General features: G+C 58.7%; 23 protein-coding genes and 1 tRNA gene. 15 read left to right on the forward strand and 9 right to left on the reverse strand.

Annotated features, from left to right (window positions below):
- Positions 1–111: 111 nt before the first annotated feature.
- Positions 112–187 (forward strand) — tRNA-Phe (locus ACQZ60_RS02135).
- Positions 188–235: 48 nt separating this feature from the next.
- On the opposite strand, the gene ACQZ60_RS02140 is transcribed toward ACQZ60_RS02135, so the two are convergent.
- Together ACQZ60_RS02140 and ACQZ60_RS02145 are read right to left on the reverse strand one after the other, a co-directional pair.
- Positions 236–2,428, reverse strand: a complete 2,193-nt coding sequence (locus ACQZ60_RS02140) for an SEC-C metal-binding domain-containing protein (RefSeq protein ID WP_448734682.1) — start codon at positions 2,426–2,428, stop codon at positions 236–238.
- Positions 2,429–2,603: 175 nt separating this feature from the next.
- Positions 2,604–2,936 carry a helix-turn-helix domain-containing protein gene (locus ACQZ60_RS02145; protein WP_448734683.1) on the reverse strand — a complete coding sequence of 111 codons (333 nt, stop codon included), beginning with the start codon at positions 2,934–2,936 and terminating at the stop codon, positions 2,604–2,606.
- Between the two features lie 126 nt (positions 2,937–3,062).
- On the opposite strand from ACQZ60_RS02145, the gene ACQZ60_RS02150 reads away from it, so the two are divergent.
- A complete protein-coding gene (locus ACQZ60_RS02150; RefSeq protein WP_448734684.1) occupies positions 3,063–3,341 on the forward strand; it encodes a hypothetical protein in 279 nt (92 codons plus the stop codon).
- A 1-nt stretch (position 3,342) separates the two neighbouring features.
- Here ACQZ60_RS02150 and mnhG read toward each other — a convergent pair whose 3' ends face one another.
- The 7 genes from mnhG to ACQZ60_RS02185 form a co-directional block, all read right to left on the reverse strand.
- On the reverse strand, positions 3,343–3,687 hold the full coding sequence (mnhG, locus tag ACQZ60_RS02155; RefSeq protein WP_003522773.1) for a monovalent cation/H(+) antiporter subunit G: 345 nt from the start codon (positions 3,685–3,687) through the stop codon (positions 3,343–3,345).
- On the reverse strand, positions 3,684–3,965 hold the full coding sequence (locus ACQZ60_RS02160; protein ID WP_003522772.1) for a K+/H+ antiporter subunit F: 282 nt from the start codon (positions 3,963–3,965) through the stop codon (positions 3,684–3,686). The genes mnhG and ACQZ60_RS02160 overlap by 4 nt, the downstream gene beginning before the upstream one ends.
- Complete coding sequence (locus tag ACQZ60_RS02165; protein WP_003522771.1) at positions 3,962–4,450, reverse strand: Na+/H+ antiporter subunit E; 489 nt, start codon at positions 4,448–4,450, stop codon at positions 3,962–3,964. The genes ACQZ60_RS02160 and ACQZ60_RS02165 overlap by 4 nt, the downstream gene beginning before the upstream one ends.
- Positions 4,447–6,093, reverse strand: a complete 1,647-nt coding sequence (locus ACQZ60_RS02170; RefSeq protein WP_035239397.1) for a monovalent cation/H+ antiporter subunit D — start codon at positions 6,091–6,093, stop codon at positions 4,447–4,449. Before ACQZ60_RS02170 ends, ACQZ60_RS02165 begins: the two co-directional genes overlap by 4 nt.
- A complete protein-coding gene (locus tag ACQZ60_RS02175) occupies positions 6,090–6,425 on the reverse strand; it encodes a Na+/H+ antiporter subunit C (RefSeq protein WP_003503487.1) in 336 nt (111 codons plus the stop codon). Before ACQZ60_RS02175 ends, ACQZ60_RS02170 begins: the two co-directional genes overlap by 4 nt.
- Positions 6,425–9,343: a monovalent cation/H+ antiporter subunit A gene (locus ACQZ60_RS02180; protein WP_269828204.1), complete on the reverse strand. Its 2,919-nt coding sequence runs from the start codon at positions 9,341–9,343 to the stop codon at positions 6,425–6,427. Before ACQZ60_RS02180 ends, ACQZ60_RS02175 begins: the two co-directional genes overlap by 1 nt.
- 106 nt (positions 9,344–9,449) lie before the next feature.
- The gene (locus ACQZ60_RS02185; protein WP_448735307.1) at positions 9,450–9,827 is read right to left on the reverse strand and encodes a hypothetical protein; all 378 of its coding nucleotides are present in this window, start codon (positions 9,825–9,827) and stop codon (positions 9,450–9,452) included.
- A 505-nt stretch (positions 9,828–10,332) separates the two neighbouring features.
- On the opposite strand from ACQZ60_RS02185, the gene ACQZ60_RS02190 reads away from it, so the two are divergent.
- From ACQZ60_RS02190 to ACQZ60_RS02250, 13 genes are all read left to right on the forward strand, one after another.
- The gene (locus tag ACQZ60_RS02190) at positions 10,333–11,940 is read left to right on the forward strand and encodes a globin-coupled sensor protein (RefSeq protein WP_448734685.1); all 1,608 of its coding nucleotides are present in this window, start codon (positions 10,333–10,335) and stop codon (positions 11,938–11,940) included.
- Entirely contained in the window at positions 11,940–12,239 is a 300-nt protein-coding gene (locus ACQZ60_RS02195) for an STAS domain-containing protein (RefSeq protein WP_003503483.1), read from the forward strand. The genes ACQZ60_RS02190 and ACQZ60_RS02195 overlap by 1 nt, the downstream gene beginning before the upstream one ends.
- The gene (gene cheY1, locus ACQZ60_RS02200; protein WP_003493773.1) at positions 12,236–12,601 is read left to right on the forward strand and encodes a chemotaxis response regulator CheY1; all 366 of its coding nucleotides are present in this window, start codon (positions 12,236–12,238) and stop codon (positions 12,599–12,601) included. Before ACQZ60_RS02195 ends, cheY1 begins: the two co-directional genes overlap by 4 nt.
- 16 nt (positions 12,602–12,617) lie before the next feature.
- Positions 12,618–14,885 (forward strand): chemotaxis protein CheA, encoded by a 2,268-nt coding sequence (locus ACQZ60_RS02205; RefSeq protein WP_448734686.1) that lies wholly within the window; start codon positions 12,618–12,620, stop codon positions 14,883–14,885.
- A 13-nt stretch (positions 14,886–14,898) separates the two neighbouring features.
- Positions 14,899–15,807 carry a protein-glutamate O-methyltransferase CheR gene (gene cheR, locus ACQZ60_RS02210; RefSeq protein ID WP_003522764.1) on the forward strand — a complete coding sequence of 303 codons (909 nt, stop codon included), beginning with the start codon at positions 14,899–14,901 and terminating at the stop codon, positions 15,805–15,807.
- Positions 15,804–16,859, forward strand: a complete 1,056-nt coding sequence (gene cheB, locus ACQZ60_RS02215; RefSeq protein WP_003522763.1) for a protein-glutamate O-methylesterase CheB — start codon at positions 15,804–15,806, stop codon at positions 16,857–16,859. Before cheR ends, cheB begins: the two co-directional genes overlap by 4 nt.
- A complete protein-coding gene (gene cheY2, locus ACQZ60_RS02220; RefSeq protein WP_003503467.1) occupies positions 16,859–17,248 on the forward strand; it encodes a chemotaxis response regulator CheY2 in 390 nt (129 codons plus the stop codon). The genes cheB and cheY2 overlap by 1 nt, the downstream gene beginning before the upstream one ends.
- Complete coding sequence (cheD, locus tag ACQZ60_RS02225; protein WP_003522762.1) at positions 17,245–17,790, forward strand: chemoreceptor glutamine deamidase CheD; 546 nt, start codon at positions 17,245–17,247, stop codon at positions 17,788–17,790. Before cheY2 ends, cheD begins: the two co-directional genes overlap by 4 nt.
- Before the next feature lie 14 nt (positions 17,791–17,804).
- Complete coding sequence (cheT, locus tag ACQZ60_RS02230; protein WP_035262798.1) at positions 17,805–18,188, forward strand: chemotaxis protein CheT; 384 nt, start codon at positions 17,805–17,807, stop codon at positions 18,186–18,188.
- A gap of 129 nt (positions 18,189–18,317) precedes the next feature.
- Positions 18,318–20,000, forward strand: a complete 1,683-nt coding sequence (gene fliF / locus ACQZ60_RS02235; protein ID WP_035262795.1) for a flagellar basal-body MS-ring/collar protein FliF — start codon at positions 18,318–18,320, stop codon at positions 19,998–20,000.
- 370 nt (positions 20,001–20,370) lie between these two features.
- Complete coding sequence (gene visN / locus ACQZ60_RS02240) at positions 20,371–21,102, forward strand: transcriptional regulator VisN (protein WP_035262791.1); 732 nt, start codon at positions 20,371–20,373, stop codon at positions 21,100–21,102.
- A gap of 53 nt (positions 21,103–21,155) precedes the next feature.
- Positions 21,156–21,857 carry a transcriptional regulator VisR gene (gene visR, locus ACQZ60_RS02245; protein ID WP_003522758.1) on the forward strand — a complete coding sequence of 234 codons (702 nt, stop codon included), beginning with the start codon at positions 21,156–21,158 and terminating at the stop codon, positions 21,855–21,857.
- 143 nt (positions 21,858–22,000) lie between these two features.
- Entirely contained in the window at positions 22,001–23,848 is a 1,848-nt protein-coding gene (locus ACQZ60_RS02250) for a methyl-accepting chemotaxis protein (protein WP_080817891.1), read from the forward strand.
- The last annotated feature ends 3 nt before the right edge of the window (positions 23,849–23,851 follow it).

The raw sequence follows: 23,851 nt of genomic DNA on the forward strand, positions 1-23,851 counted from the left end.
ACTTCGCGATGGCGCTTGCCATGTCCGAACAAGATGTTATAACCCCGCTCACTTTCGGGGCACCAAACAGCCCCGCCCGCCAAAAGCGGAGGTTCTTCAAGGACCTGAAGTGCCCGGATAGCTCAGTTGGTAGAGCAGCGGATTGAAAATCCGCGTGTCGGTGGTTCAAATCCGCCTCCGGGCACCATTTCTTATTCAAAATTAAACTTTTCCGCTTGCCCTTTCTTGGAATAAATTAGTTTCCAGACAAACAGCACTTTTTATATTTTATGCCGCTCCCGCAGGGGCAAGGATCGTTTCTTCCGGTTTTTTGTTTACGAATTCGTTTTGAAAGGCTCTCTATAGGTATCATGGACTTACGAGGCCATGTGGCAAGAACCTTATCCATTTCTGCGTCGGATTTCCATTTACTCTGAACGACTAATGCGCTCTTAATTTTACCAGTTCCAGGTGTCAGTAAAATTCCATACCAAGCGTCTGATTGGGTTTCGTATTTTCTCACTTGGCAATGAGTACTAAGACGTTCTCGCGCCTCATCGTCTGGCTTCGGGCTCACATGAATGGTGAACCCTGCTCTTTCCGCCTCTGCTGGAACAGACATGTCATGAACTTGGCCCCCTAGCATAGCGGACCGAACCAATTGTTCTATACCGTTATTAATATGTGTTGCCGAATTAGAACCGAACTGTAGGAGTAGCATTCCCAATCCAACGAGTTCCGGCGTCTTGCTTGCTTCGATTTCTGCTAACAAGTCGCCAATTGGCGTGTTGTTGAAGCGTGTCAGTATGCCTTTAGGGGTTCTCTCCCCGGGAACTCCCATTCTACGTGCTGACATCGCAATATCGAGCGCGCTTGTGAAATCATCTCCTAAGTTTACAATGTTGTATTGTTCTTCGAGCCAAAGATTGTGCTTAAGATGATAGCCTAGTGTCGTAATTTCTTGAGAAATTAAGAGTTGTTTATCAAATTTGGATCGTAGTGCCAGATAGTTAAGAAGGTTAAGTGGCGTATCCAGCATCTCTGTCAGAACGTCAACGAAGAATACGTCGGTAACCATCGGGGGATGGATGGTGTTATTTGTGGTTAATTTTAAGAATTGTCGCGCTTGGGCGGACAATGCTGGATAATGGTCGGAAACTGTGCATAATGGTAGTATCGTTTTTGGTTTTATTGGCAATATTATTTCTTCGCCGGAACTTACAGTAAAGCGGTACCCGTCACCAAGGATGGCTTGGGCACAAAGCAAAGCTTGATCGTACGCATCGTGAATTGCTTTCTTGAAATCATCCTTGAGTTGTAGATCGTTTCCTTTGCGCGCTTCGATTGTTAGTCGTTTTGACTTAGCTTGAACAACGATCGCACGATCACCATACAGAACAAGTACATCAGCCTCGGCAAATCTGTTTTTTCCTTTGTAGATATCAACGTTTCGAAAGACGTTTGAATGCCCAAATACATGTGTAAGTCTGTCGAATAGAAATTGTTCGGCAAACTCGCCGCGATGTTTTGAAGCTGCTGCGGAATATGATTTATCTAATAACATCCAAAAGTATGGTGCTTCGTATAGCGCTTCTAAAAGGCTATAGTGTTGCAATAGTATGAAAGAGTTTTCGGAAATTTTGAATATAGGTGCAGCATTCGTTTCATTGAAAGAACTTAGGCTGGAAAATGGGGAGTTAGCACCTTCTGTATTGAAGCAAAACGCCTTAAGTATTTGTTCTATCTTGGCAATAGCCATTCCTGTGGGAGTTTCCAATTCCTCCGCACTGAAGACGAACCCGGGTACGAAACTCCACTGCTCTGGCGGTAACTTCAATATTGTTTTGCGAAGGCGGACGATTTTCTCTAGTTGTAACTGGCCCAGCGCTCGTACAAGCTCATATGCCTCATCAATTGTAAAGCCGACGTGAGCATTGAGCCAATCGTTGTCAGCGTGGTACTTCAGTCGAGCAAGTTCTTGATACTGGAAATTATAGGCAGATTCTCCCGCGTAGAAGATTGGCTCCCGTAGCCCTTCGGCATTATCAAACGGATTAATGGGCTTTGCTTTTTCTTGATTCTTTACCATTGCCTGAAAGGCCGACAGCCAAGGCTTTTGAAGACTCATATGCATTTCATATAAAAGAGCTTCTGAAGTGTCGATGTAGTGCTGAATTGTTGCAGGTGACGGATGGTCGAGGTCAATTTTTCCCTTTGCCATGAGGCCAATTAGCGTGGAGATTTCCGTTCTTAACAATTTGTCGTGGGAATATTGGTGTTCGACATCCGCCTCGGTCACCTGATCACCGGAGAATTTTATTAAATTGTCTCGCCAGCAAAAGTAGGCGATGGCGTGGATGAACCCTGGCGATGTGCAGAGTTTTTCCAATTCTGCAAAAATTTCGGCTTCATTTCTTGCGTTTTGCGGGGTTATTTCTTTCTTGTCCATTGATAGAAGCCGCCAGCCACGTTTGAGTGAATTGGCACTAAGCTAGCACGCTTTTAAATGCAAAAGTTCCGGCAGCGATCTGTTTTCAAATAATTCCTAAAAAGTAGCCTAGCATCTTGCCTGCTTTTTGCTGGCTTGATCAATTCTTCCCATGGGTATTTGGAATATCCTCATATTATCTGCGGATAAAAGCCTCCAGCATACGTGTAACCCGCACAAGGTCATCCTCATTCATATTCGCAAGTGCCGCATTCACACGGTGAAGCAGACGACCCCTCTCGCCTTCGGGAGCAATAACAGTACCGGAGCCAAAGAACGCGATGGCGGGAAGGCCGAGGGCTTTTGCGATACTCTCGATGGTTTCAAATGAGGGCGAGGCGTCGCCCCGTTCCAGACGTCCCATCATCTCAATCGAAAGATCGGCTTTTTCCGCAAGGGTTTCCTGCGTCAGACCCAACGCTTTTCGGTGATGGCGAATATTGCTGCCGAAAATCTTTCTAAGTTCCAATCGCTACCCTCCGAACTGAAGGGACAGTCGTCTTTGCAACTGCGCGACTTAAGGCATTCCTATTGCTGAAAATAAAAAATATGTAATAATGATGCAGTATGTGGAATTTCTGTCGTGAGATTGCATATGTCCTCTATTCACGCGGAGCATCTTTCGCTCATCGCATTCGGCGTGTTCGTGCTGATCGTCTTCCTGTGGGTGAAGTGGGAAAGTTGTGGACGGTCAACGTTCATTTCCGACGCGGAAATAACAAGAATGACCGACGAGCTGGTTCAGGAACATGGCCAACGTGCCGAAGAAATAGCTTTCATCGAAGAAGACAGGTCGTGGCGATATTCCCAAAATTTCGAGCAGGGCAAATGGCGGCGGGTGCGCGCGGAGCTTCGCCGCCGTAAAGAGCCTTAGCCTAAAGATGCTCCCGATTATCCGTATTCTGCTCCGCCCGGTCCCGATAAAGCGCGGCGCGTCCCAGCAGCATCAGGGAAACCGGGGTCGTCACCGTCATGAAGATGCCGATGAAGATTTCGTGGAAGGCGAAGCGGTCGCCGGAGACGGAGAAATAGATGATCGAGGCCATGACGATGCCGCCGGTGCCCCAGCTGGTGCCGAGTGTGGGTGCGTGCAGGCGTTCATAAAAGCTGTTGAGCCTGGCAAAGCCGATGGTGCCGATCAGCGTCAGCGAGGCGCCCAGCAGCACGAAGAAGGCCACGGCAATGGCGGCCCAGAGGGGAAATTCGTGCGCCTCGCTCATTCGATCACCTCGCCGCGCATCAGGAATTTGGAAAGGGCGACGGTGGAGACGAAGCCGAGGATGGCGATCAGCAGCGATGCCTCGAAATAAATGTCGTTGCCGGTGCGCAGACCGAAGGTCAAAAGAAGCAGCATGGCGTTGACATAGAGCGTATCCACGCCCAGCACGCGGTCCTGCGCGCGCGGGCCGATGGCGATGCGATAGACCGAGATCGCCATGGCGATGGCCAGCATGAACTGCGCCAGCGAAAAGGACCAGAAAAGGATAATCGAACTCATTCGAATATCTCCATCAGCAGTTTTTCATAACGGTTCTTGATGAGGCTTATCCAGGCCGCCTCATCCACATCGTCGAGAACGTGAAGCAGCAGCGTGCCCTGGCTGGAATTATATTCGAGCCATGCGCTTCCCGGCGTCGAGGTCAGAATCGTCGCCAGAACCGCAAGCGCCATCGGGTCGCGAATATCGAGCGGCACGGCCAGGAAGCCGGATTTGCGGTCCCTCTCGCGCTTGAACAGGATGATCTTCACGACCGAGAGATTGGACCTGACAATATCGTAAAGCACGATCAGGATCAGCTGCACCAGCCTGTGCCAGTTGCGGATGCGCGGCTTGGCGGGCCTGAGCGACGCCATCGCCCAGGAGGCGACAAGCGCAACCCCGGTGCCGAGCAGCAGATGTCCCGGCGAAAAGCTGTTGATCGTCATCCAGAAGAAGATCAGCGAGATTGTCAGCAGCGGGTAGGGCAGGACACGGCTTATCATGGCTCTGCCTCCGGGTTGCTTCCCGCTCGGGGTGCGGAAATGACGCCCTGAATATAGCTTGCCGGCAGGTCGAGAATACGCGCCGTTTCCTGCATGTAACGCATCACCGGCCCCGCCTGCACGGTCATGGCGAGCGTCAGGCCGAGCAGCAGCATCACGGGGGCGATTTCTATGACGAGCACGCGTGGCACGGTGCCTTCGATGGAAGCCCAGAAGGTGCGGATGCCGGCGCGCGTCATGGAAATCAGCGAGGCGAAACCGGCAAAGACGATCAGGAAAACCAGCCACCAGGACAGTGTGGAAACGCTGTCATTGGCGCCGAGCCCGGAAGGATTGAGAATGGCGGTCAGCATCGAGAATTTGGCGATGAAGCCCGAAAGCGGTGGCAGGCCGGCCAGAAGAATGCCGCAGGCGGCAAAACAGGCGCCGAGCACCGCCATGGTGGCGGGCATGGTCACGCCGACTTCCTCTTCCTCCTCTTCCTCGTCGCCCTCGCCATAGGCCTCCATGGTCACGGCAAGAACGTTCGCGCCGGCATCCTGCCCGCGCTCGACGAGTTCGATCAGCATGAAGAAGGCGCTGATGGTGAGAGTGGAGCTGACCATGTAATAAAGCGCGCCGGCCGCAACCGTCGGATTGCCGGTGCCCATGGCGGCAAGCAGCGTTCCCGACGAGACGAGAACCGAAAAGCCGGCCAGCCGCCCCAGCGCCTGCGACGCCAGAACGCCGATGGCGCCGAAGATGATGGTGGCGATGCCGCCGACCAGCAGCGCATCATGGCCGAAACCGGCCGATTCCCCGGCCGTCTGCCCAAAAAGCAGGAAGGACAGGCGGGCGATGACATAAATCCCGACCTTGCTCATGATGGCGAAGAGCCCGCCCACCGGGGCCGATGCCGCACCATAAGCGGAAGGCAGCCAGAAATTCAGCGGCCACATGCCGGCCTTGACCAGAAAGGCGATGCCGAGGATGGCCGAGCCGGTTTCCAAGAGCATGCGCTGATCGGGGTTGAGCCCCTCGATGCGATGGGCGAGATCGCCCATGTTCAGCGTGCCGGTAACGCCATAGATGAGGCTGACGCCGATCAGGAAGAACAGGGCCGCCACGAGGTTGATGGCGATATAATGCAGCCCGGCCTTGACGCGCTGCTGGCCGGAGCCATGCAGCAACAGACCGTAGGACGCGGCCAGCATCACTTCGAAGAAAACGAAGAGGTTGAAGAGGTCCCCGGTCAGGAATGCGCCGTTGACGCCCATCAGCATCATCTGGAACAGCGAATGGAAATGCGCGCCCGACCTGTGCCACTTCGCCATCGAATAGATCAAGGACGGAATGGCAAGCAGCGCCGTCAACAGCACCATCAGGCCCGAAAGACGGTCGGCGACGAGCACGATGCCGAAGGGCGCCGGCCAGTTGCCGAGCAGATAGACGCCGCTCGACACCACGGCGGCGATCTCGGTATTGACCGTCGAGTTCACTTCGCGGAACAGCAATATGGCGACCACCAGCAACAGCACGGTCGAGGTGAGGCTGATGGCGGCTTTCGCCACGCGCTGGCGCTCGTCGAAGAACAGCAGCAGCGCGGCGGTAATCAGCGGCAAAAGAATCGGCGCGATGACGATGTGGAAGGGGAAAGACATCATTTCGACTCCCTCCCGTCCACATGGTCGGTGCCGGTGAGGCCGCGGGCGGCAAGCAGCACGACGAGGAACAATGCGGTGGTCGCAAAGCCGATGACGATGGCCGTCAGCACCAGCGCCTGCGGCACGGGGTCGGCGAGCGTCGAACTGTCGACGCCATTGACCAGCACCGGCGGCGCATTGGTCTTGATGCCGCCGACACCGAAGATGAAGAGGTTGACGGCGTAAGACAGCAGCGAAAGCCCGACGATGACCTGATAGGTGCGCGGGCGCAGCACCAGCCAAACGCCGGAGCCGGTCATGATGCCGATACCGATTGCAAGAATGAGTTCCATTACACGTCCTCCGCTTTTGCGGCTTCAGGCGTGCGAACGCGGTAGTTACGCAACGATTGGTGTGCCAGTGCTATCAGGATAAGAACGACGGAGCCGACGACCAGCGAGAAGACGCCGAGGTCGAACAGCAGGGCGGATGCCGTCGGCATTTTGCCGATATAGGGTATCTCCGTATATTGAAAATAGGAGGTCAGGAACGGGTAGCCGAAATACCAGGAGCCGATACCCGTCGCCGCCGCCATCAAAAGGCCGAAACCCATCCAGCGCAGCGGCAGGATGCGGATGCGGTCCTCCGCCCAGCGTGCGCCGCCGGCGAGATATTGCAGCAGGAAGCCGATGGCCATGGTGATGCCGGCCGCAAAGCCGCCGCCCGGCAGGTCGTGGCCGCGCATGAACAGGAAGATCGAGAAGGTGATGATGACCGGGAACATCCACTGCATCACGATCGACGGCACATAGAGATAGTCGCGAACCGTATCGCCCTTGCTGCGGTCCGGCCGTTCGGCATCGAAGGCGTTCTGCATCTGCTGCTGTTCCGGCACCCCGATGCTTTCATGGGCGGGGCGGAAACGGCGAAGCAGCGCAAAGACGGTGAGCGCCACGATGGCCAGCACCGCGATTTCGCCGAAGGTGTCGAAGCCACGGAAGTCGACGAGGATGACGTTGACGACATTGGTGCCGCCGCCTTCGGTATAGGCGCGTTCGAGGAAATAGGTCGCAATCGCGTTCGGCACCGGCAGCGTCATCACGGCATAGGCGATGACGGACATGCCGATACCGCTGCCTGCGGCGAGCAGGAAGTCGCGGGCGCGGCGAAGCTGCGCCGGCAGTTCATCGCTGCTGTCGACCTTCTCGACGCGTTTCGGCAGCCATCTGAGGCCGAGCAGGATGAGAACCGTGGTGACGATTTCCACCAGCAGCTGGGTGATCGCCAGATCCGGCGCGGAAAGCCAGACGAAGGTAAGGCAGGTGACGAGGCCAGAGACGCCGAGCATGACGAGCGCGGCGAGGCGATGATATTTCGCCTGCCAGGCCGCACCCATGGCCGCGATCATGCCGATCAGCCAGAGAATGGCGAAGATCGGATCGAAGGTCGTGACGCGCGGCAGCGACAGGGAGAATTCCGAAAGGAAGAGAGGCGAGAAACCGGCAAGAAGCGCCACGAGGATAAGAAGCCTCAGCTGCGGCTGCAGACGCCGCGTGCCGAGCGTGCTTTCCAGCCACCGCGCCCATTTCCAGGACACGGTGACGAGAATGCGCTCGAAGATGCGCTGTCCCCGCAAATGCCGGAAAACCGGCGGGCCATCGTCGCAGCGCGAGAAATAACCGCCGAGCAGGGCATAGATCGTAACCCCGCCGATAAGCGCCGCGATACTCATGATCAGCGGCAGGTTGAAACCGTGCCAGATCGACAGGCTGTAGACCGGCGTTTGCGCACCAAGTACGGAAAGCACGGCCGAATGCAGGAAGGGGCCGATGGAGAGGCTCGGAACGATGCCGACGATCAGGCAGGCGAAGACGAGGAATTCGATGGGGAAACGCATCCAGCGCGGCGGCTCGTGCGGATGTGGGTTCGGCAGATCGACGGGCTTGGGGCCGAAGAAGACCGTATGGATGAAGCGCAGCGAATAAGCGACGGCGAAGGCGCCCGACAGCGTCGCGACATAGGGCAGCGCCCGGTCCAGCAGCGAGTCTGCATGGGTTTCGACGGCCTCGGCAAAGAACATTTCCTTGGAAAGGAAGCCGTTGAACAGGGGCACCCCGGCCATGGCCGCACTCGCCGCCATGGCGAGCGTCGCGGTTGCGGGCATATAGGTATAAAGCCCGCTTAAGCGCCGCATGTCGCGCGTGCCCGTCTCATGGTCGATGATGCCGGCCGCCATGAAGAGCGAGGCCTTGAAGGTGGCGTGGTTGACCATGTGGAAAATGGCCGCCACTGCTGCAAGCGGGCTGCCGAGGCTGAGAAGCGTGGTGATGAGGCCGAGATGGCTGATGGTGGAATAGGCGAGCAGCCCCTTCAAATCCTGCTGGAACATGGCGAAATAGGCGCCGAGCAGCAGGGTTATGATGCCGGCCGCGCCCACCAGCCAGAACCATTCCGGCGTGCCCGCCAGCACCGGCCAGAAGCGCGCGAGCAGGAAAACCCCCGCCTTCACCATGGTCGCCGAATGCAGATAGGCGGAGACCGGTGTGGGCGCCGCCATGGCGTTGGGCAGCCAGAAGTGAAACGGAAACTGCGCGCTCTTGGTCAGCGCGCCGCCGAGAATGAGGATGAGCGCCGGTACATAGAGGGAATGGGCGCGGATGGCCGCACCGGCCTCGATGATCTTGTCGAGGTCATAGCTTCCCGCCATATGGCCGAGGATCAGCAGGCCCGCCAGCAGGCTGAAGCCGCCGATGCCGGTGACGGTCAGCGCCATGCGGGCGCCGTCGCGCGCACCGGCGTTCTGATGCCAGTAGCCGATCAGCAGGAACGAAAAGATGCTGGTCATTTCCCAGAAGATCGACAGCAGGATGACGTTGCCGGAGAGCACCACGCCAAGCATCGAACCCATGAAGGCGAGAAGGAAGGCGAAGAAACGGGGGATCGGGTCTTCGGCCGACATATAATAACGCGCGTAGAGCACCACCAGCAGGCCGATGCCGGTAATGAGCATCGTGAAAATCCAGGCGAATCCGTCCAGCCGCAGGGTAAAGTTCAGGCCGAGCTGGGGCAGCCATTCCACATCATACTTGAGAACCGCGCCGCCGCTGACGCTCGTATAAAGAAAAATGCTGCTGACAAGGCCGAAAAGGGCGACTCCGCCCGCAACGGAGGCGGGACCGGCGGCCGCACCCTCGCGCGGCATGAAGGCCGTCAGAAGCGCGCCAACGAAGGGCAATGCGACAATGAATGGAAGAATGGTTGCAAGTGTCATATGCGGCGGCGGTTTTCTCTCTGGAATGGGAGCCTACGGCGGGTTTCCGACGACTCCGATCCCTCAAGGTTCGCAATGAACCGAATGATGAGGACCGCCGGAATGACTAATACATAATATGCGGAGGCGCGCGTGGAACCACGCTGGCAAAGTCTCGGAAAGCTTGTGGCACGATGGCAACAGCAACGAGCGAGACGTCGGCATTATCCCTGAGGCTCGGGGCGGGTGAGGCAAACGCGTCCAGGCGAAAGCCTGAGCCGGCATCGCCGGCCCTGCAGCCGAAATCATTGCCGCTATTGCAATCCTTTTCGCGAAGAGAAAGGGAACGGCCGGGATCGACGCTCTGCAATCGTTCGAGGCGGCTGGTTTTGGAAAGGGGCTTGACGCCGGCCGGTGCCTGAAAGCCGATCATGACCAGCAGGCTCGCGACCACGAGACCGATCAGCACTTGCGGATGGCGCCTTGAACTGCGGCCTTTCTCCATCCATGGCAAGTTGGCATCTCCTTGATCGTAAAGGTCTCTTTAAAGCATCACCGTTGAGCGAATATCCTGTTGATTTGTTTTAGGGGAAGCCGGACATGCTTGTCCAGCGCGCATGCGGGAAAAACCGCCCGCGGCGTCCGATTCCTTTTCGTTTTTGCCCGTTTGCGGCAAAGTGAGGGCGGCATTGGCTAAAAGCTTTTACAAATTTTACCGTTTGACGCCGACGCCTGTGTTTCTTAACTTTCAAGCAAGGAATTAACCATAAAGATTGATGGTATTTCCACGGCGGAATGGGGTTCTCTCCCCTTCCAGGCATGACGCCGCACTGCCGTACCGGTGCCGATCCGGTATTTTCGTTTCTTGGTTCAAGAAGGTCTGGCAGGCGTCGATGCCGCATCGTCCGCGATGGGTATGTTCGTTCAAAAATCCCCTCAGGGTGCTGGCGTTCTGAACCTTGGCCAATTTGGCCGGGTTTTACCGGCCGTCATGTTGTTGGGGACGTCGGTTGGGGCAGGATTTGCCATCAGATCAAGCGCGTAGATCGGCAGGCGGAAGTCTGGCGGGACGGTTGCGTTTTGCCGGCCTCGACGAGACGCAATCCGATTTCCTGCGCAGCTATCGCAGCATGCTGGAGCCTTACGTCAAGGCCGGCCTGCGGGACGTGATGACCCGTTTCCAGTCCATGCCGGACTGTTCTCCGTCTTTCGAAAGCGAAAACCAGCTCGACCGCCTGCACGATCTGCAATCCTCGCACTGGAGCGTTCTGACCGATGCGCGTTTCGATGCGCTTTATGCCGAGCGGGTGAAGGTTCTTTCCGACAATGCCAGCCGCATGGGGCTCGATCCGCGCTGGCAGATCGCCAGCCACGCGGTGGTTCTGGAACATCTCGTCGGCGGGCTGGTGGCCGAACATGCGCCACGCTCCATCCTGCCCGGCAACCGCAAGAAAACCCGTGAACTGGCGGAAGCCGTCAAGAATGTCGTCCGTCTGGTGATGGTTGATACCGAAATCGCCGTCTCGTTGCGCTTCAACGAATTGCGTCTGCGCCATGGCCGCGAACTGGCGGAACAGCGCGACAATGACCGCTCCGAAGCGGCGAAGTTGCTGGGCACGGCATTGACGGCCTTTGCCGCAGGCGATCTGCAGGCCCGCATCGGCGGCGAAGTGCCGGAAGCCTATCGAGATGTTGCGGCTTCCTTCAACACGGCTTTGGAAACGATCGGCGCATCGCTGATCGCGGCGCAAAACAGCATCGGCGAGGCCGAGGCGCTCGGTGCGCGGTTTGCCGATATGGGCCGCTCCATGGCCGAGCGCTCCCGCCAGCAGGCCGAAGCGCTTGCCGAAACCTCCCGCGCCATCCAGACGATGATCGGGAACGTTGCTGAAAACGGCGCCCGCATATCGGCCACGGAAACGGCTGTTTCCCGCGCCCGTGAGGCGGCGGTCGAAAGCGGCAAGGCTATCGGCGAGGCGATCGACGCCATGTCTGACATCGAACAATCCGCCGAACAGATCGGCAGGATCATCGGCACGATTGACGAGATTGCTTTTCAGACCAACCTTCTCGCCCTCAATGCCGGCATCGAGGCGGCGCGCGCGGGTGAAAGCGGACGTGGTTTCGCTGTCGTCGCGCAGGAGGTCCGGGCGCTCGCCCAGCGTTCCGCCGACGCTGCAAGGGAGATCAAGAGCCTTGTCGGCACCACCAAGACGCAGGTCGAGGGCGGTGTGCGCATGGTCAACCGCACGCAGGACGCAATCGGCGGCGTCGTCCGGCAGGTCTCTGGCATCAACGACATGATCGCGGAAGTCTCCCGGCATACGGCCGAGCAGGCCGGCGAACTGCAATCGGTTGCCGCCGATATCGGCGAGCAGCAAAGGCCGGCCGGCCGGAACGCCGTCGATATCAGCGCGAGCGCTTCCGAGGCCGACGCGCTTCAAACCGTCATTCTGGAACTCGGCCGCACCATCCGCGAATTCTGCATCGCCCGTCAGGGGCAGGCGAGAGCGGCGTCCGGTGCGGACCGGCAGGACATTTCATTTATGGCCCGTGCGGATAATCGCACGGATTACGGCCAGGATTACCAACAATTCAGACGTCAGGGAGTCATGTAATGGCAGCCAGAAAAGCAGCTGAGGCGACGCTGAAACTGTCACCGGTGCTGGATCTCAACGAAGCATCGGCCCTGCACGGCAAGCTGATGACGCTGAGGGGAGCACCTTTGTCGGTAGACGCGTCCGAGGTGGAGCGTATCGGTGCGCTTTGCGCCCAGGTCCTCATGGCCGGCGCGAAATCCTGGGAAGAGGATGGCAAGCCCTTCGGTTTTGCCAGGGTGTCCGATGCATTCGACAAGACGATGAAACTGATAGGCGTCGATATTGACCATTTGCTCCCCAAGGAGATGCAAAAGTGAAGAAAAAAGTTCTTACCGTGGATGATTCCCGGACGATCAGGAACATGCTCCTGGTCACGCTCAACAATGCCGGTTTCGAAACCATTCAGGCTGAAGACGGCATCGAGGGCCTCGAAGTGCTCGAACAGAGCAACCCCGATGTTATCGTGACGGACATCAACATGCCCCGTCTCGATGGTTTCGGCTTCATCGAGGGTGTACGGCGCAACGAAAAGTATCGTGCGATCCCGATCCTCGTTCTGACGACCGAAAGCGACGCAGAGAAGAAGAACCGCGCCCGTCAGGCCGGTGCGACGGGCTGGATCGTCAAGCCGTTCGACCCTGCGAAACTCATCGATGCCATTGAACGCGTAACCGCCTGATACGGGACATTTCACGATGGATATGAACGAAATCAAGGAAATCTTTTTCCAGGAATGCGAGGAGCAGCTCGCCGAACTGGAATCGGGGCTTCTTAAATTGAATGACGGCGACCGCGATCCGGAAACCGTCAACGCCGTTTTCCGTGCCGTTCATTCCATCAAGGGTGGGGCGGGTGCCTTCGGTCTCGATGATCTCGTGGCCTTCGCCCACGTTTTTGAAACGACCCTCGACTGCGTCCGCTCCAACAAGCTGGAGCCGACACAGGATGTTCTGAAAGTCATGCTGCGCTCCGCCGACGTGCTGGCGGACCTGACCAATGCGGCAAGAGACGGCGGCAGCGTCGATGAAAGCCGCACCCGTGGCCTCGTCAAGGAACTGGAAGCGCTGGCAAACGGCGAAACCGTGCAGGTTTCCGCGCCCGTGGCAGCGCCGGCCGCCGTCAAGGCGCCGCAACCCGTTGCGCCCAAGCCAACGGATGAGAGCGGCTTCGAGCCGATCCCGTTCTCCTTCACGGACTTTGCCGACGAAACCACGCCGCTGATGGAAGCGCCGTCCTTCCAGATCACCTTCAAGCCGCATGCGTCGCTTTATTCGAAGGGCAACGAGGCAGCACTTCTCCTGCGCGATCTTTCGCGCATCGGCGATATGAGCATTAATTGCGACATGTCGGAACTGCCTTCTCTGGACAAGCTCGATCCTGAAGCATCCTATCTTTCCTGGACGGTTTCGATTGCGACCGACAAGGGCGAAGAGGGCATCCGCAGCGTCTTCGAATTTGCCGAATGGGATTGCGATCTGGAAATCGTGCCGGTTGTTTCGGATGCCGCAGACGACGTGGAAGAGCTTCCGATGATCCCGGTGCCGTTCGATCTTTCGGCCCTCGATAGCGGACCGGAAGAGCAACCCGCTGTTGAAATCGCCACGGCGGAAGCGTCCTACGTTGCCGCAGCCGTCGAAACGGCCGTCGCGACGACGCAGATCGCCCAGAGCGTCAATGCCGCCATCGAAAAGCGTGAAGCGGCAGCAGCGCCTGCCGCGGCCCAGGCGAATGCCAATGCAGCGGCCAATGCCAGCGCCGGCCAGACCATCCGCGTCGACCTCGACCGTGTCGACCGCCTGATCAACCTCGTCGGCGAACTCGTCATCAATCAGGCGATGCTGTCGCAGAGCGTCATTGAAAACGATGCGAGCGGCACGTCTGCCGTCAATATGGGCCTCGACGAGCTGCAGCAGCTGACGCGCGAAATTCAGGACAGCGTCATGGCGATCCGCGCGCAGCCGGTGAAGCCGGTGTTCCAGCGCATGTCCCGTATCGTCCGCGAAGTCGCCGATATGATCGGCAAGCAGATCCGCCTTGTCACCGAAGGCGAGAACACGGAAGTCGACAAGACGGTCATCGACAAGCTGGCCGAGCCTTTGACGCATATGATCCGCAATGCCGTCGACCACGGCATCGAAACGCCGGAAAAGCGCGAAGCGGCGGGCAAGAACCCGGAAGGCACCATCAAGCTTTCGGCCAAGCACCGTTCGGGCCGCATCCTGATCGAGCTTCAGGACGATGGCGCGGGCATCAACCGCGAGCGCGTTCGCCAGAAGGCAATCGACAACGACCTCATCGCCGCCGATGCGAACCTGACGGATGAAGAAATCGACAATCTGATCTTCGCGCCGGGCTTCTCTACCGCTGACAAGATTTCCGACATTTCCGGCCGCGGCGTCGGCATGGATGTGGTCAAACGCTCCATTCAGGCGCTGGGCGGCCGCATCAGCATCTCCTCGCGCCCCGGCCATGGCTCGACCTTCACCATGAGCCTGCCGCTGACGCTCGCCGTTCTCGACGGCATGGTGGTGACCGTTGCCGGCCAGACGCTGGTGGTTCCGCTGACGGCAATCGTCGAAACCCTGCAGCCGGAGGCGAAGAACATTCACTCCTTCGGCGCGAACCAGCGGCTGATCTCCATCCGCAACTCCTTCTGCCCGCTGGTCGATGTCGGCCGCGTGCTGAACTTCCGCCCGACCCAGGCCGATCCGGTCGAAGGTGTCGCTCTTCTGGTGGAATCGGAAGGCGGCGGCCAGCGTGCCCTGATGGTGGATGCGATTCAGGGCCAGCGTCAGGTTGTCATCAAGTCGTTGGAAGCCAACTATACCCATGTTCAGGGCATCGCCGCCGCCACTATTCTGGGTGACGGCCGTGTCGCGCTTATTCTGGATGTCGATGCCATCGTCAGCGCCTCGCGCGGACAGCCCCTGAAGCAGGAAATGTCGCTTGCGGCGACAGGTTGAAAGCGGATCGTTCATGGCAGCACTTAATTTCAGCGATCAGCGCCAGTCTCCCGACGAGGTTCTTGCCAGCGGCGAATACCCGCTGACGAGACGCGACCTGTCGGAAATCGCGGCGATGATCTATGCCGATGCGGGCATCTACCTCAACGACACCAAGGCGTCGCTGGTTTATTCCCGCCTGTCGAAGCATATCCGCAATCTCGGCCTGTCGGGTTTTCGCGAATATTGCGCATTGGTGTCCTCGCCGGATGGCGCGCAGGCGCGGCGCGAAATGCTGTCGCATCTGACGACGAATTTCACCCGCTTCTTCCGCGAAAACCATCATTTCGAACATCTGCGTGACGAGGTCCTGCCGGGCCTCATCGCCCGGGCAAAGAGCGGCGGACGTGTCCGCATCTGGTCGGCCGCCTGTTCGGATGGGCAGGAGCCCTATTCCATCGCGCTCACCGTGCTCGCCATGTTTCCGAATGCGGCGGATTACGATTTCAAGATTCTCGCGACGGATATCGACCCGAAGATTTTGGCGCAGGCCCGGGCAGGGGTCTATGACGATAATGCGCTCGAAACCGTGTCTCCCGCCATGCGCAAGCAATGGTTCACGGAAGTCGATGCCGGCGGTCGCCGCAAGTTCCGCATCGACGACAAGGTCAAGCGTCTCATCACCTTCAACGAATTGAACCTGATGACGCAATGGCCCTTCAAGGGCAATTTCGACGTGATCTTCTGCCGCAACGTCGTCATTTATTTCGACGAGCCGACGCAGATGCGCATCTGGTCGCGTTTTGCCGGGCTGCTGCCGGAAGGCGGTCATCTTTATATCGGGCATTCCGAACGCGTCTCCGGTGACGCCAAGAACCTGTTCGACAATACGGGCATCACCACCTACCGCTTCACTGGCCACGCTTCGGGGAGGAAGGCATGAGCGCACTCGCACGGGTACTCGTCGTCGATGATTCGCCCACCATGCGCGGCCTGATTTCGGCTGTCCTCAAGGCCGATCCGGAAGTCGAGGTGGTCGGGCAGGCCGGCAACGCCATGGAAGCACGCGCGGCCATCAAGCAGCTCAATCCCGATGTCGTGACGCTCGATATCGAGATGCCGGAAATGAACGGGCTGGAATTTCTCGAAAAGATCATGCGCCTGCGGCCCATGCCGGTCATCATGGTCTCGTCGCTGACCCATCGCGGCGCGGATGCTTCGCTGGCCGCGCTTGAAATCGGCGCCTTCGACTGTGTCGGCAAGCCGGCGCCGGGCGATGCACGCCCCTTCGGCGATTTGGCCGACAAGGTGAAGGCCGCCGCCCGCTCGCAACACGCCGCCTACCGCGCGGCGCGCCCGGAAGCGGCGGCCGCGCCGCAGCCGGTCCCGGTCAGTGAATATCGGGCTGGGCGCAAGGTCGTGGCCATCGGTTCCTCCACGGGCGGTGTCGAAGCGCTGATCGCCGTGCTGCAGAAATTCCCGGCCAATTGCCCGCCGACCGTCATCACCCAGCACATGCCGCCGACCTTCACCAAGAGTTTCGCCGAACGGCTGAACCGCATCTGCGCGCCCGTGGTGGAAGAGGCGACGGACGGTGCGCGTCTGCAGACCGGCAAGATCTATCTTGCGCCGGGCGGCGAGCGCCATTTGCAGATCGCCAACAGGTCCGCACCCTGCTGCCGGCTTGTCGAGCGCGATCCCGTCAACGGCCACCGACCCTCCGTCGATGTGCTGTTCGACTCGGTAGCCGAGCTTGCCGGCCGTAACGCCGTCGGCGTCATTCTCACCGGCATGGGCCGCGATGGCGCAGCCGGGCTGTTGAAAATGCGTCATGCCGGTGCGCGCACCGTCGGACAGAACGAAAAAACATGTGTCGTCTACGGCATGCCCCGCGTGGCCTATGAACTTGGCGCCGTGGAACAGCAACTCCCGCTGGCCTCCATCGGCGAAGAAATCCTGAAACTAACCACTGCCCGCAAAGAAGGTGCTGACTAATGTCTCTCGCAGAAAAGATCAAAGTTCTGATCGTCGACGATCAGGTGACCAGCCGGCTGCTCCTCAGCGATGCGCTGACACAGCTCGGCTTCAAGCAGATCACCGCCGCCGGTGACGGCGAGCAGGGAATGAAGATCATGGAGCAGCAGCCCCATCATCTCGTCATTTCCGACTTCAACATGCCGAAGATGGACGGTCTCGGTTTCCTGCACGCCGTCAGGGCCAACCCGACCACCAAGAAGGCCGCCTTCATCATCCTCACCGCGCAGGGCGACCGCGCGCTGGTACAGAAGGCAGCTCAGCTCGGCGCCAACAACGTGCTGGCCAAGCCCTTCACGATCGACAAGATGCGCGCTGCCATCGAGGCGGTTTTCGGATCGCTGAAATGATTGAAGCTGCGGCCAAGCGCGTACATATCATTCAGGGCGAGTATAAGGTCGTCAGCGATCCCGATGTGGTGCTGACGACGATACTCGGTTCGTGCGTGGCTGCCTGTCTGAGAGACCCCGTTGCCGGCTTGGGAGGCATGAATCACTTCCTGCTGCCGGGAACGGGAAATGTGACCGGCGGAGATGCGACGCGTTACGGCGTGCATCTCATGGAGCTCCTGATCAACGGCCTCCTGAAGCAGGGGGCGCGGCGCGACCGGCTGGAAGCCAAGGTTTTCGGCGGCGCCAAGACGATTGCCAGCTTCTCCAATGTCGGCGAGCAGAATGCCATCTTCGCCATGCAGTTTCTCAAGGATGAAGGTATTCCGGTCTTAAGCTCCTCCACGGGCGGGGACCACGGCCGAAAGATCGAATTCTGGCCGGTCTCCGGGCGTGCGCGTCAGCATCCGCTCAGCGGCGCGGAAACCCAGAAGACGGTTGCCATGGAAACGCGTCCGGTGCCGGCCCCCAAGCCAGTCGCCAACGACATCGAATTTTTCTAGTCACGGAGTTTCCAATGCAGCTTGCAGAGCACACCGCCGCCACTCCGTTCGAAGAAGCCCTGCCGGACGTTCTGATGCGCGTGGTATCGGAACTGCACGACGTCGCCTATCTCATCGAGCGCATCGAGCCGCAATTGCTTGAGGTGACCAGCGGTCAATTGTCCAGTGAAGGCGTCAAGCTGCTGCAGGGCATCGACCTTGCCGTCCAGAAAACCCGCGGCCTTGCGGAATTCATCGATACCATCACCGGTTCCATCCCCGGAGACTGGATCGTGGATGTCTCCACCGCCCTCAGCCTCGTCAAGCTGGCCGAAATGCAGAAGGCGCTCGGCGCGGCCTTCCGCCATGGCCATTCCCAGCCGCTCGACAAGGCCTCGGGCGACTTCGACCTCTTCTAGAACTATTTCGGCCAGCGTTGCCGTCCTTCGCGGAATGCGGAGAAAGGCAACGCTCGCGCAAGCTTCGCACCCTATTGTCACGACGGGGCCAAAAGGTCTCGGACTCTATGAATGACGGTGCGGAACAGAATGAATCTGTTAAATCAAATCCCTCAGGTCTTGAAGAATGTCGCGGCGCTGGGGCAGACACGGCTGCTGATGCTGGGCGGCGTGGGCGTTGTGTCCATGGCCATCATCCTTGCCGCAGCTCTTTACGTGAACCGTCCCGCTTACGAGACCCTCTATGTGGGGCTTGAAAAAAGCGACCTTAACAAGATCAGCATTGCGCTCGCCGAATCGGGTCTGGACTTTCAGGTGGGGACCGATGGTTCCAGCCTTCAGGTTCCCGTCGGCCTCACCAGCAAGGCACGACTGCTTCTGGCCGAGCGCGGCCTGCCCGACAGCGCCAATGCCGGCTATGAGCTTTTCGACAATGTCGGCTCTCTCGGCCTGACCTCCTTCATGCAGGAAGTGACGCGCGTTCGCGCCCTTGAGGGCGAGATCGGCCGCTCCATCCAGCAGATCGACGGTATTGCGGCCGCACGCGTCCATATCGTCATGCCTGACGTCGGCAATTTCCGCCGTGGCGAACAGAAGCCCACCGCATCGGTCATGATTCGCGCCAGTGCTTCGGCCGGCCGCAAGGCGTCCGCCTCCATCCGTCACCTCGTCGCCTCGGCCGTTCCCGGCCTTGAAGTCGACGATGTGACCCTGCTTGATTCGACCGGCCAGCTTCTCGCTTCCGGCGACGATGTCACCAATGCTGCCATGAACCGCTCGCTGACGCTAGCGCAGAACGTGCAGCAGGAAATCGAAACCAATATCGACAAGGCGCTGGCGCCTTTCCTCGGCATGGACAATTTCCGCTCCAGCGTCACGGCGCAGCTCAATACCGACAGCCGCCAGATCCAGGAAACCGTCTACGATCCGGAATCGCGCGTCGAGCGCTCCGTGCGCACGGTAAAGGAAGACCAGAAATCCCAGGAAACGCAGCCGGATACGGCCGCGACCGTGGAGCAGAACGTACCGCAGGCCGCACCCCAGGGCGGTGGCGGCGGTCCGCAGTCCTCCGACCAGTCGGCCAAGAAGGAAGAGCAGACCAATTACGAGATCAATTCCAAGACGGTAGCCACGGTCAAGAACGGCTACACCGTAGAGAAGATTTCGGTCGCGGTCGTCGTCAACAAGGGCCGGATCGCCAAAATGGTCGGCGAGCCCGCCGATCAGGCGAAGATCGACGCCTATCTTGCCGAAATGCAGAAGATCGTCACTTCGGCGGCGGGCATTTCCTCCGACCGTGGCGACATCGTCTCGCTGACGGCGATGGACTTCCTCGAAACGCAATTGCTGGATGAGGCCGCAACCGGACCGGGCATCATGGAAGTGCTGAGCCGCAATTCCGCCGGCATCATCAACTCGCTTGCCTTTGTCGCGGTCGCCTTCCTTGTCGTCTGGCTCGGTGTACGCCCTCTGGTCCGCACGGTGACCGGCAACGGTGCCGCCGCAGGTCAGCTCAGCCAGGAGGCCGCCGGTCTCGAACTGCCGGATTTCTCTCCCGGCATGGATGCGGGCGCAGGCGGTCTCATGGAAGGTTTCGGGGCGGATTTCGGCTTCGACAGCACCGACGACCTTCTGGCGGGCGGCGATGGCGAGGGCACATTCAACCGCCGGGTTCGCGAAGGACCGGAACGCAGGCTCTCCCGTATGGTGGAAATCAGCGAGGAAAGAGCCGCCAAAATCCTGCGCAAATGGGCGGTGGAAAAAGCAGCATAATATCGAAAAGGCCGGTTTTACCCGGCCTTTTTTCCGTTTTTGGGCTTTTCGCTATGCTTGGCGGGCGAGCCGTGGCAATCTCGTTTCAGGACAGTGTTTACAAAAAATTCAGCAACGATACAGTTTGCTGGGAATTGGCTGAGAATGCCGTTTATGGATTGAACAGCTTTTCAGTATGTTTTTTTAGTAATAGACGAGCAGGGAAATACGTGGAAAGGCTGGTGTCAGGTAATGGCAAATCCCAGTCCGTTCCATAAAATGAAGTGATTCGGTCTCCGGGGGCTTGCCGTCCCATTTTGGTAAGCTTCTCGAATGGAATGATTCCATCCCGAGGTATAATCTCCCACTGGGAGCAAGAGGGCGTAGGCGATTGAAAGTCGATGTTGATATCCGCAGGCTGTCTGCCAAGCCTATGGAGGGCATGGGTAAGCCCTTGCCGCGCGATCAGCTTGCTAAAAACGTCGCAGCCACGGCTGCTGCCGGTAACGTTGCAGGCGCACTGGATCTGCTCGTAACCTACGCTGGCGCCTCGCATTATTTGCTGGCGCGGGATGATCTTCTCGAAGAAACCGGACTGAAATTCATCGTCACCTCCGACTGGCCTTTCGATCTGGTCCGCAGGCTTGGTATCGAACTGGCCAACAGCCAGAACAGATCGAGCGAAATGGAGAAATGCCTTTCGCTTCTGCAGCCGCGGCTGCTCTTCCTTCCCGACGATGTTTCAGTTCCCTACGGCATAGATCGGCAATATTCGGCGCTGTCTTTCTGTGTGGGACGCATCCGGCTTTCGCTGCTGCTGCTGTTTCCCGAAGAAGCGGTGCCTTCGCCGGAACGGCTGCGCGAAATCGCCCTGCTGACGGGCTATTGCGTCAGCTTCGGCATTGCCAGCGAAGCAAAGACCGTGCGCGATATCGATCTCACGGAGCGCGAACTGGAATGCCTGTTCTGGATCGCGGAAGGCAAGACGAGCGATGAAATTGCGATGATCCTTGGCATTTCGCGCAATACGATCAATAATTACATTACAAGCGTGATGCGTAAAACCGCGACGAAAACCCGCTCGGAGGCAATTGCCTACGCCGTGCGCAACAACCTCGTATAATGGTCGGACGGATGGTACAGACGAAAGACAATGAGGGTTCAGGTCAGACGGGCATGTTTTACCGCAGCCCTGTCGTGACGAGCCGGTCGGATCTTTTTCCGAAGCTCGTCGCCATGCAGAAGCTGGTCGGCGCGCGCAATTTCGTGGTGACGAAGGCTGCCGCTTCCGGTTTCCCCAACAAGAAGAAGCTGACCTGCGAGCTGGAAAACTGGGGCATGAATGCCGCAGAGCAGAGCGCGCAGTTCATCCGCGCCGTTGGCGACATTCTTCTCGATCATATCGAGACATCGCTTTTGCCGGTCATCTGGCGCAACAAGAATGCCGGCGGCTTTGCCGACCTTCCCGATGTGCCTGCACTTCTGCGCCGCATCGAGAATGACACATTGCCCTATGCGGGGCTGGCGCTCCCGGTGCGGCTCGGCACCATCGGCAACGGTTACATCGTCTTCTGCGGCACCAACCTCGTTCTCGACAATGAGGTCGTGATCGAACAGCACATCAAGTGCTGCGAGATCATGGTGGACATGCTGGCGCTGGACGAGCGCAAGGCGGCGCCTTCCGAGGCGCTGAGCGAGAGGGAAATCGCCTGCCTGCAACTGGCGGGGGACGGCCGTATCAGCGAAGAAATCGCGGTCAAGCTCGGGCTTTCCGTGCACACCGTCAACGCCTATCTCGGTTCGGCGACGATCAAGCTCGATTCCGTCAACCGCATCCAGGCGATCGCCAAGGCCATCCGGCTCGGCTATATCCACTGATGGCGGACGGGTTTTCCCGTCCCTCATAAGCCGGCAGGCGCCGGCCCGGCTTGTGCCCCGCTAAAAGGCGCTATAGACACTTCGCGTTTTTTTAACAGTTGCCTACTAGAACTTTTATAAGTTTGGCTTTGGGGAACTGTTTCATGCACAACCGGCTCTTTAAGTCCGTTGCCGGCAAGGTCGTCGCGTTGACGATCGGCCTGATCACGCTCAGCGTGGCGGCAGTTGGTTTTTCGACCTACATTCGCTTGAAGGACAACATCATCACCACCGCGCTGCGTGATACGCACAGCGCAATGCGCGGCATGGCCATCCTCTATGAGATGAAGGTCGGCGGCGTTGCCCTCGAAATGGTGGATGGCGAGTTGAAGAGCGTCGGTCGCGCCAGCATCGGAACGATGCGTGACAATGATCTCGTCGATCGCACGGCAGCCGGCAACGGCGGTATCTCTACTGTTTTTGAAGCCAAGGCCGGCGAGTTCATTCGCCTGACCACCAATCTGAAGAACGAAAAGGGTGAAAGAGCAGCAGGCACCAAGCTTGCTACCGATCATCCCGCTTTCCCGAAAGTTTCCAAGGGCGAGGCCTATTTTGGCACCGCCACGCTGTTCGGCACCAGCTACATGACCGGTTATATGCCGGTTACGAACAAGACCGGCGCAACCGTCGGCATCCTGTTCGTGGGCGTTCCCATGGATGTATACGATGCGCAGATATACAGCCTGCGCGACATGATGCTGATCTGCGGCGCGCTCGCCATGCTTGGCGTCGGATTGCTCGCCTATTTCGTTATCAAGCGCACGCTTCAGCCGCTTGGCAAGCTGACCGATGCGGTGAAGTCCCTTTCGGACGGCAATCTCGACACGCCGATCCCCTACGCCACCAACACCAATGAATTCGGCAACATCGCCCGCGCGCTGGTGATTTTCCGCGAGAATGCGATCGAGAAACTGGCGATTGAGGGCAAAAGCGCCGAGGAACGCTCCGCAGCCGAGTCCGAACGTCACCGCAACGACGCCGAGAAACAGGAGCTCGACGGCCAGATCGAATTTGCGGTCAGCGAGATTGCTTCAGGCCTCGGCAGGCTGTCGCGTGGCGATCTGAGCCGCACGATCGAGACGCCTTTCGCTGGCCGTCTCGACCGTCTGCGCACGGATTTCAACGAATCCCTTCTCAATCTGCGCGATGCGCTGGGGCAGATCCGCGAGCGCACGCTCATCATCCAGCATAGCGGTTTTGAAATCGAGCAATCGTCGGTCGATCTGTCAAAGCGTACCGAAAATCAGGCCGCCTCGCTGGAAGAGACTGCCGCCGCCGTGGACGAAATCACGGTTACCGTCAGATCCTCGGCCGAGCGGGCGCGGGAGGCCAATGAGGCCGTGCGCATCACCAAGCAGAGCGCCGACAGTTCCGGTTCGGTCGTCAGCAACGCCGTCGACGCCATGGGCCGCATCGAAGACGCCTCGCGCAAGATCGAGCAGATCATCGAGGTCATCGACGACATCGCCTTCCAGACCAATCTCCTTGCGCTCAATGCCGGCATCGAGGCCGCGCGTGCGGGTGAGGCGGGCAAGGGTTTTGCGGTGGTGGCGCAGGAAGTGCGCGAGCTTGCCCAGCGCTCCGCCGACGCGGCCCGCGAGATCAAGCAGCTCATCAACCAGTCGACGCATGAGGTCAGCTCCGGTTCGAAGCTGGTGCAGGAGGCGGGCACGGTTCTTTCCGCCATCAGCCAGCAGATCGTTACCGTCAGCCAGCATGTCGAAACCATCGCGACGGCGACGCAGGACCAGTCCTCCGCGCTTCATAACGTCAACAGCTCCGTCAACCAGATGGACCAGATGACGCAGCAGAATGCGGCGCTTGCCGAACAGTCGAGCGCGGCCAGCCGGGTACTGTCAGGCGAGGTGGAAGCGCTGCTCGATCTGGTGCAGCGGTTCCAGATGGAGCAGGGTTCGGCGACCGGCAGGGATCGCTACAATCAGGCGGCCTGATAG

This window comes from Agrobacterium sp. 22-223-1 (genome assembly GCF_053522385.1).

Coding starts and splice junctions, on each gene's coding strand:
- ACQZ60_RS02180 (WP_269828204.1), bottom strand. CDS start 9,343: ATGACACTTGCAACCATTCTTCCATTCATTGTCGCATTGCCCTTCGTT.
- visR (WP_003522758.1), top strand. CDS start 21,156: ATGTTTTACCGCAGCCCTGTCGTGACGAGCCGGTCGGATCTTTTTCCG.
- ACQZ60_RS02195 (WP_003503483.1), top strand. CDS start 11,940: ATGGCAGCCAGAAAAGCAGCTGAGGCGACGCTGAAACTGTCACCGGTG.
- cheD (WP_003522762.1), top strand. CDS start 17,245: ATGATTGAAGCTGCGGCCAAGCGCGTACATATCATTCAGGGCGAGTAT.
- mnhG (WP_003522773.1), bottom strand. CDS start 3,687: ATGAGCGAGGCGCACGAATTTCCCCTCTGGGCCGCCATTGCCGTGGCC.
- ACQZ60_RS02170 (WP_035239397.1), bottom strand. CDS start 6,093: ATGATGTCTTTCCCCTTCCACATCGTCATCGCGCCGATTCTTTTGCCG.
- ACQZ60_RS02205 (WP_448734686.1), top strand. CDS start 12,618: ATGGATATGAACGAAATCAAGGAAATCTTTTTCCAGGAATGCGAGGAG.
- ACQZ60_RS02175 (WP_003503487.1), bottom strand. CDS start 6,425: ATGGAACTCATTCTTGCAATCGGTATCGGCATCATGACCGGCTCCGGC.
- cheB (WP_003522763.1), top strand. CDS start 15,804: ATGAGCGCACTCGCACGGGTACTCGTCGTCGATGATTCGCCCACCATG.
- cheT (WP_035262798.1), top strand. CDS start 17,805: ATGCAGCTTGCAGAGCACACCGCCGCCACTCCGTTCGAAGAAGCCCTG.
- ACQZ60_RS02140 (WP_448734682.1), bottom strand. CDS start 2,428: ATGGACAAGAAAGAAATAACCCCGCAAAACGCAAGAAATGAAGCCGAA.
- ACQZ60_RS02165 (WP_003522771.1), bottom strand. CDS start 4,450: ATGATAAGCCGTGTCCTGCCCTACCCGCTGCTGACAATCTCGCTGATC.
- ACQZ60_RS02150 (WP_448734684.1), top strand. CDS start 3,063: ATGTCCTCTATTCACGCGGAGCATCTTTCGCTCATCGCATTCGGCGTG.
- ACQZ60_RS02185 (WP_448735307.1), bottom strand. CDS start 9,827: ATGGAGAAAGGCCGCAGTTCAAGGCGCCATCCGCAAGTGCTGATCGGT.
- fliF (WP_035262795.1), top strand. CDS start 18,318: ATGAATCTGTTAAATCAAATCCCTCAGGTCTTGAAGAATGTCGCGGCG.
- cheR (WP_003522764.1), top strand. CDS start 14,899: ATGGCAGCACTTAATTTCAGCGATCAGCGCCAGTCTCCCGACGAGGTT.
- cheY2 (WP_003503467.1), top strand. CDS start 16,859: ATGTCTCTCGCAGAAAAGATCAAAGTTCTGATCGTCGACGATCAGGTG.
- ACQZ60_RS02250 (WP_080817891.1), top strand. CDS start 22,001: ATGCACAACCGGCTCTTTAAGTCCGTTGCCGGCAAGGTCGTCGCGTTG.
- ACQZ60_RS02160 (WP_003522772.1), bottom strand. CDS start 3,965: ATGAGTTCGATTATCCTTTTCTGGTCCTTTTCGCTGGCGCAGTTCATG.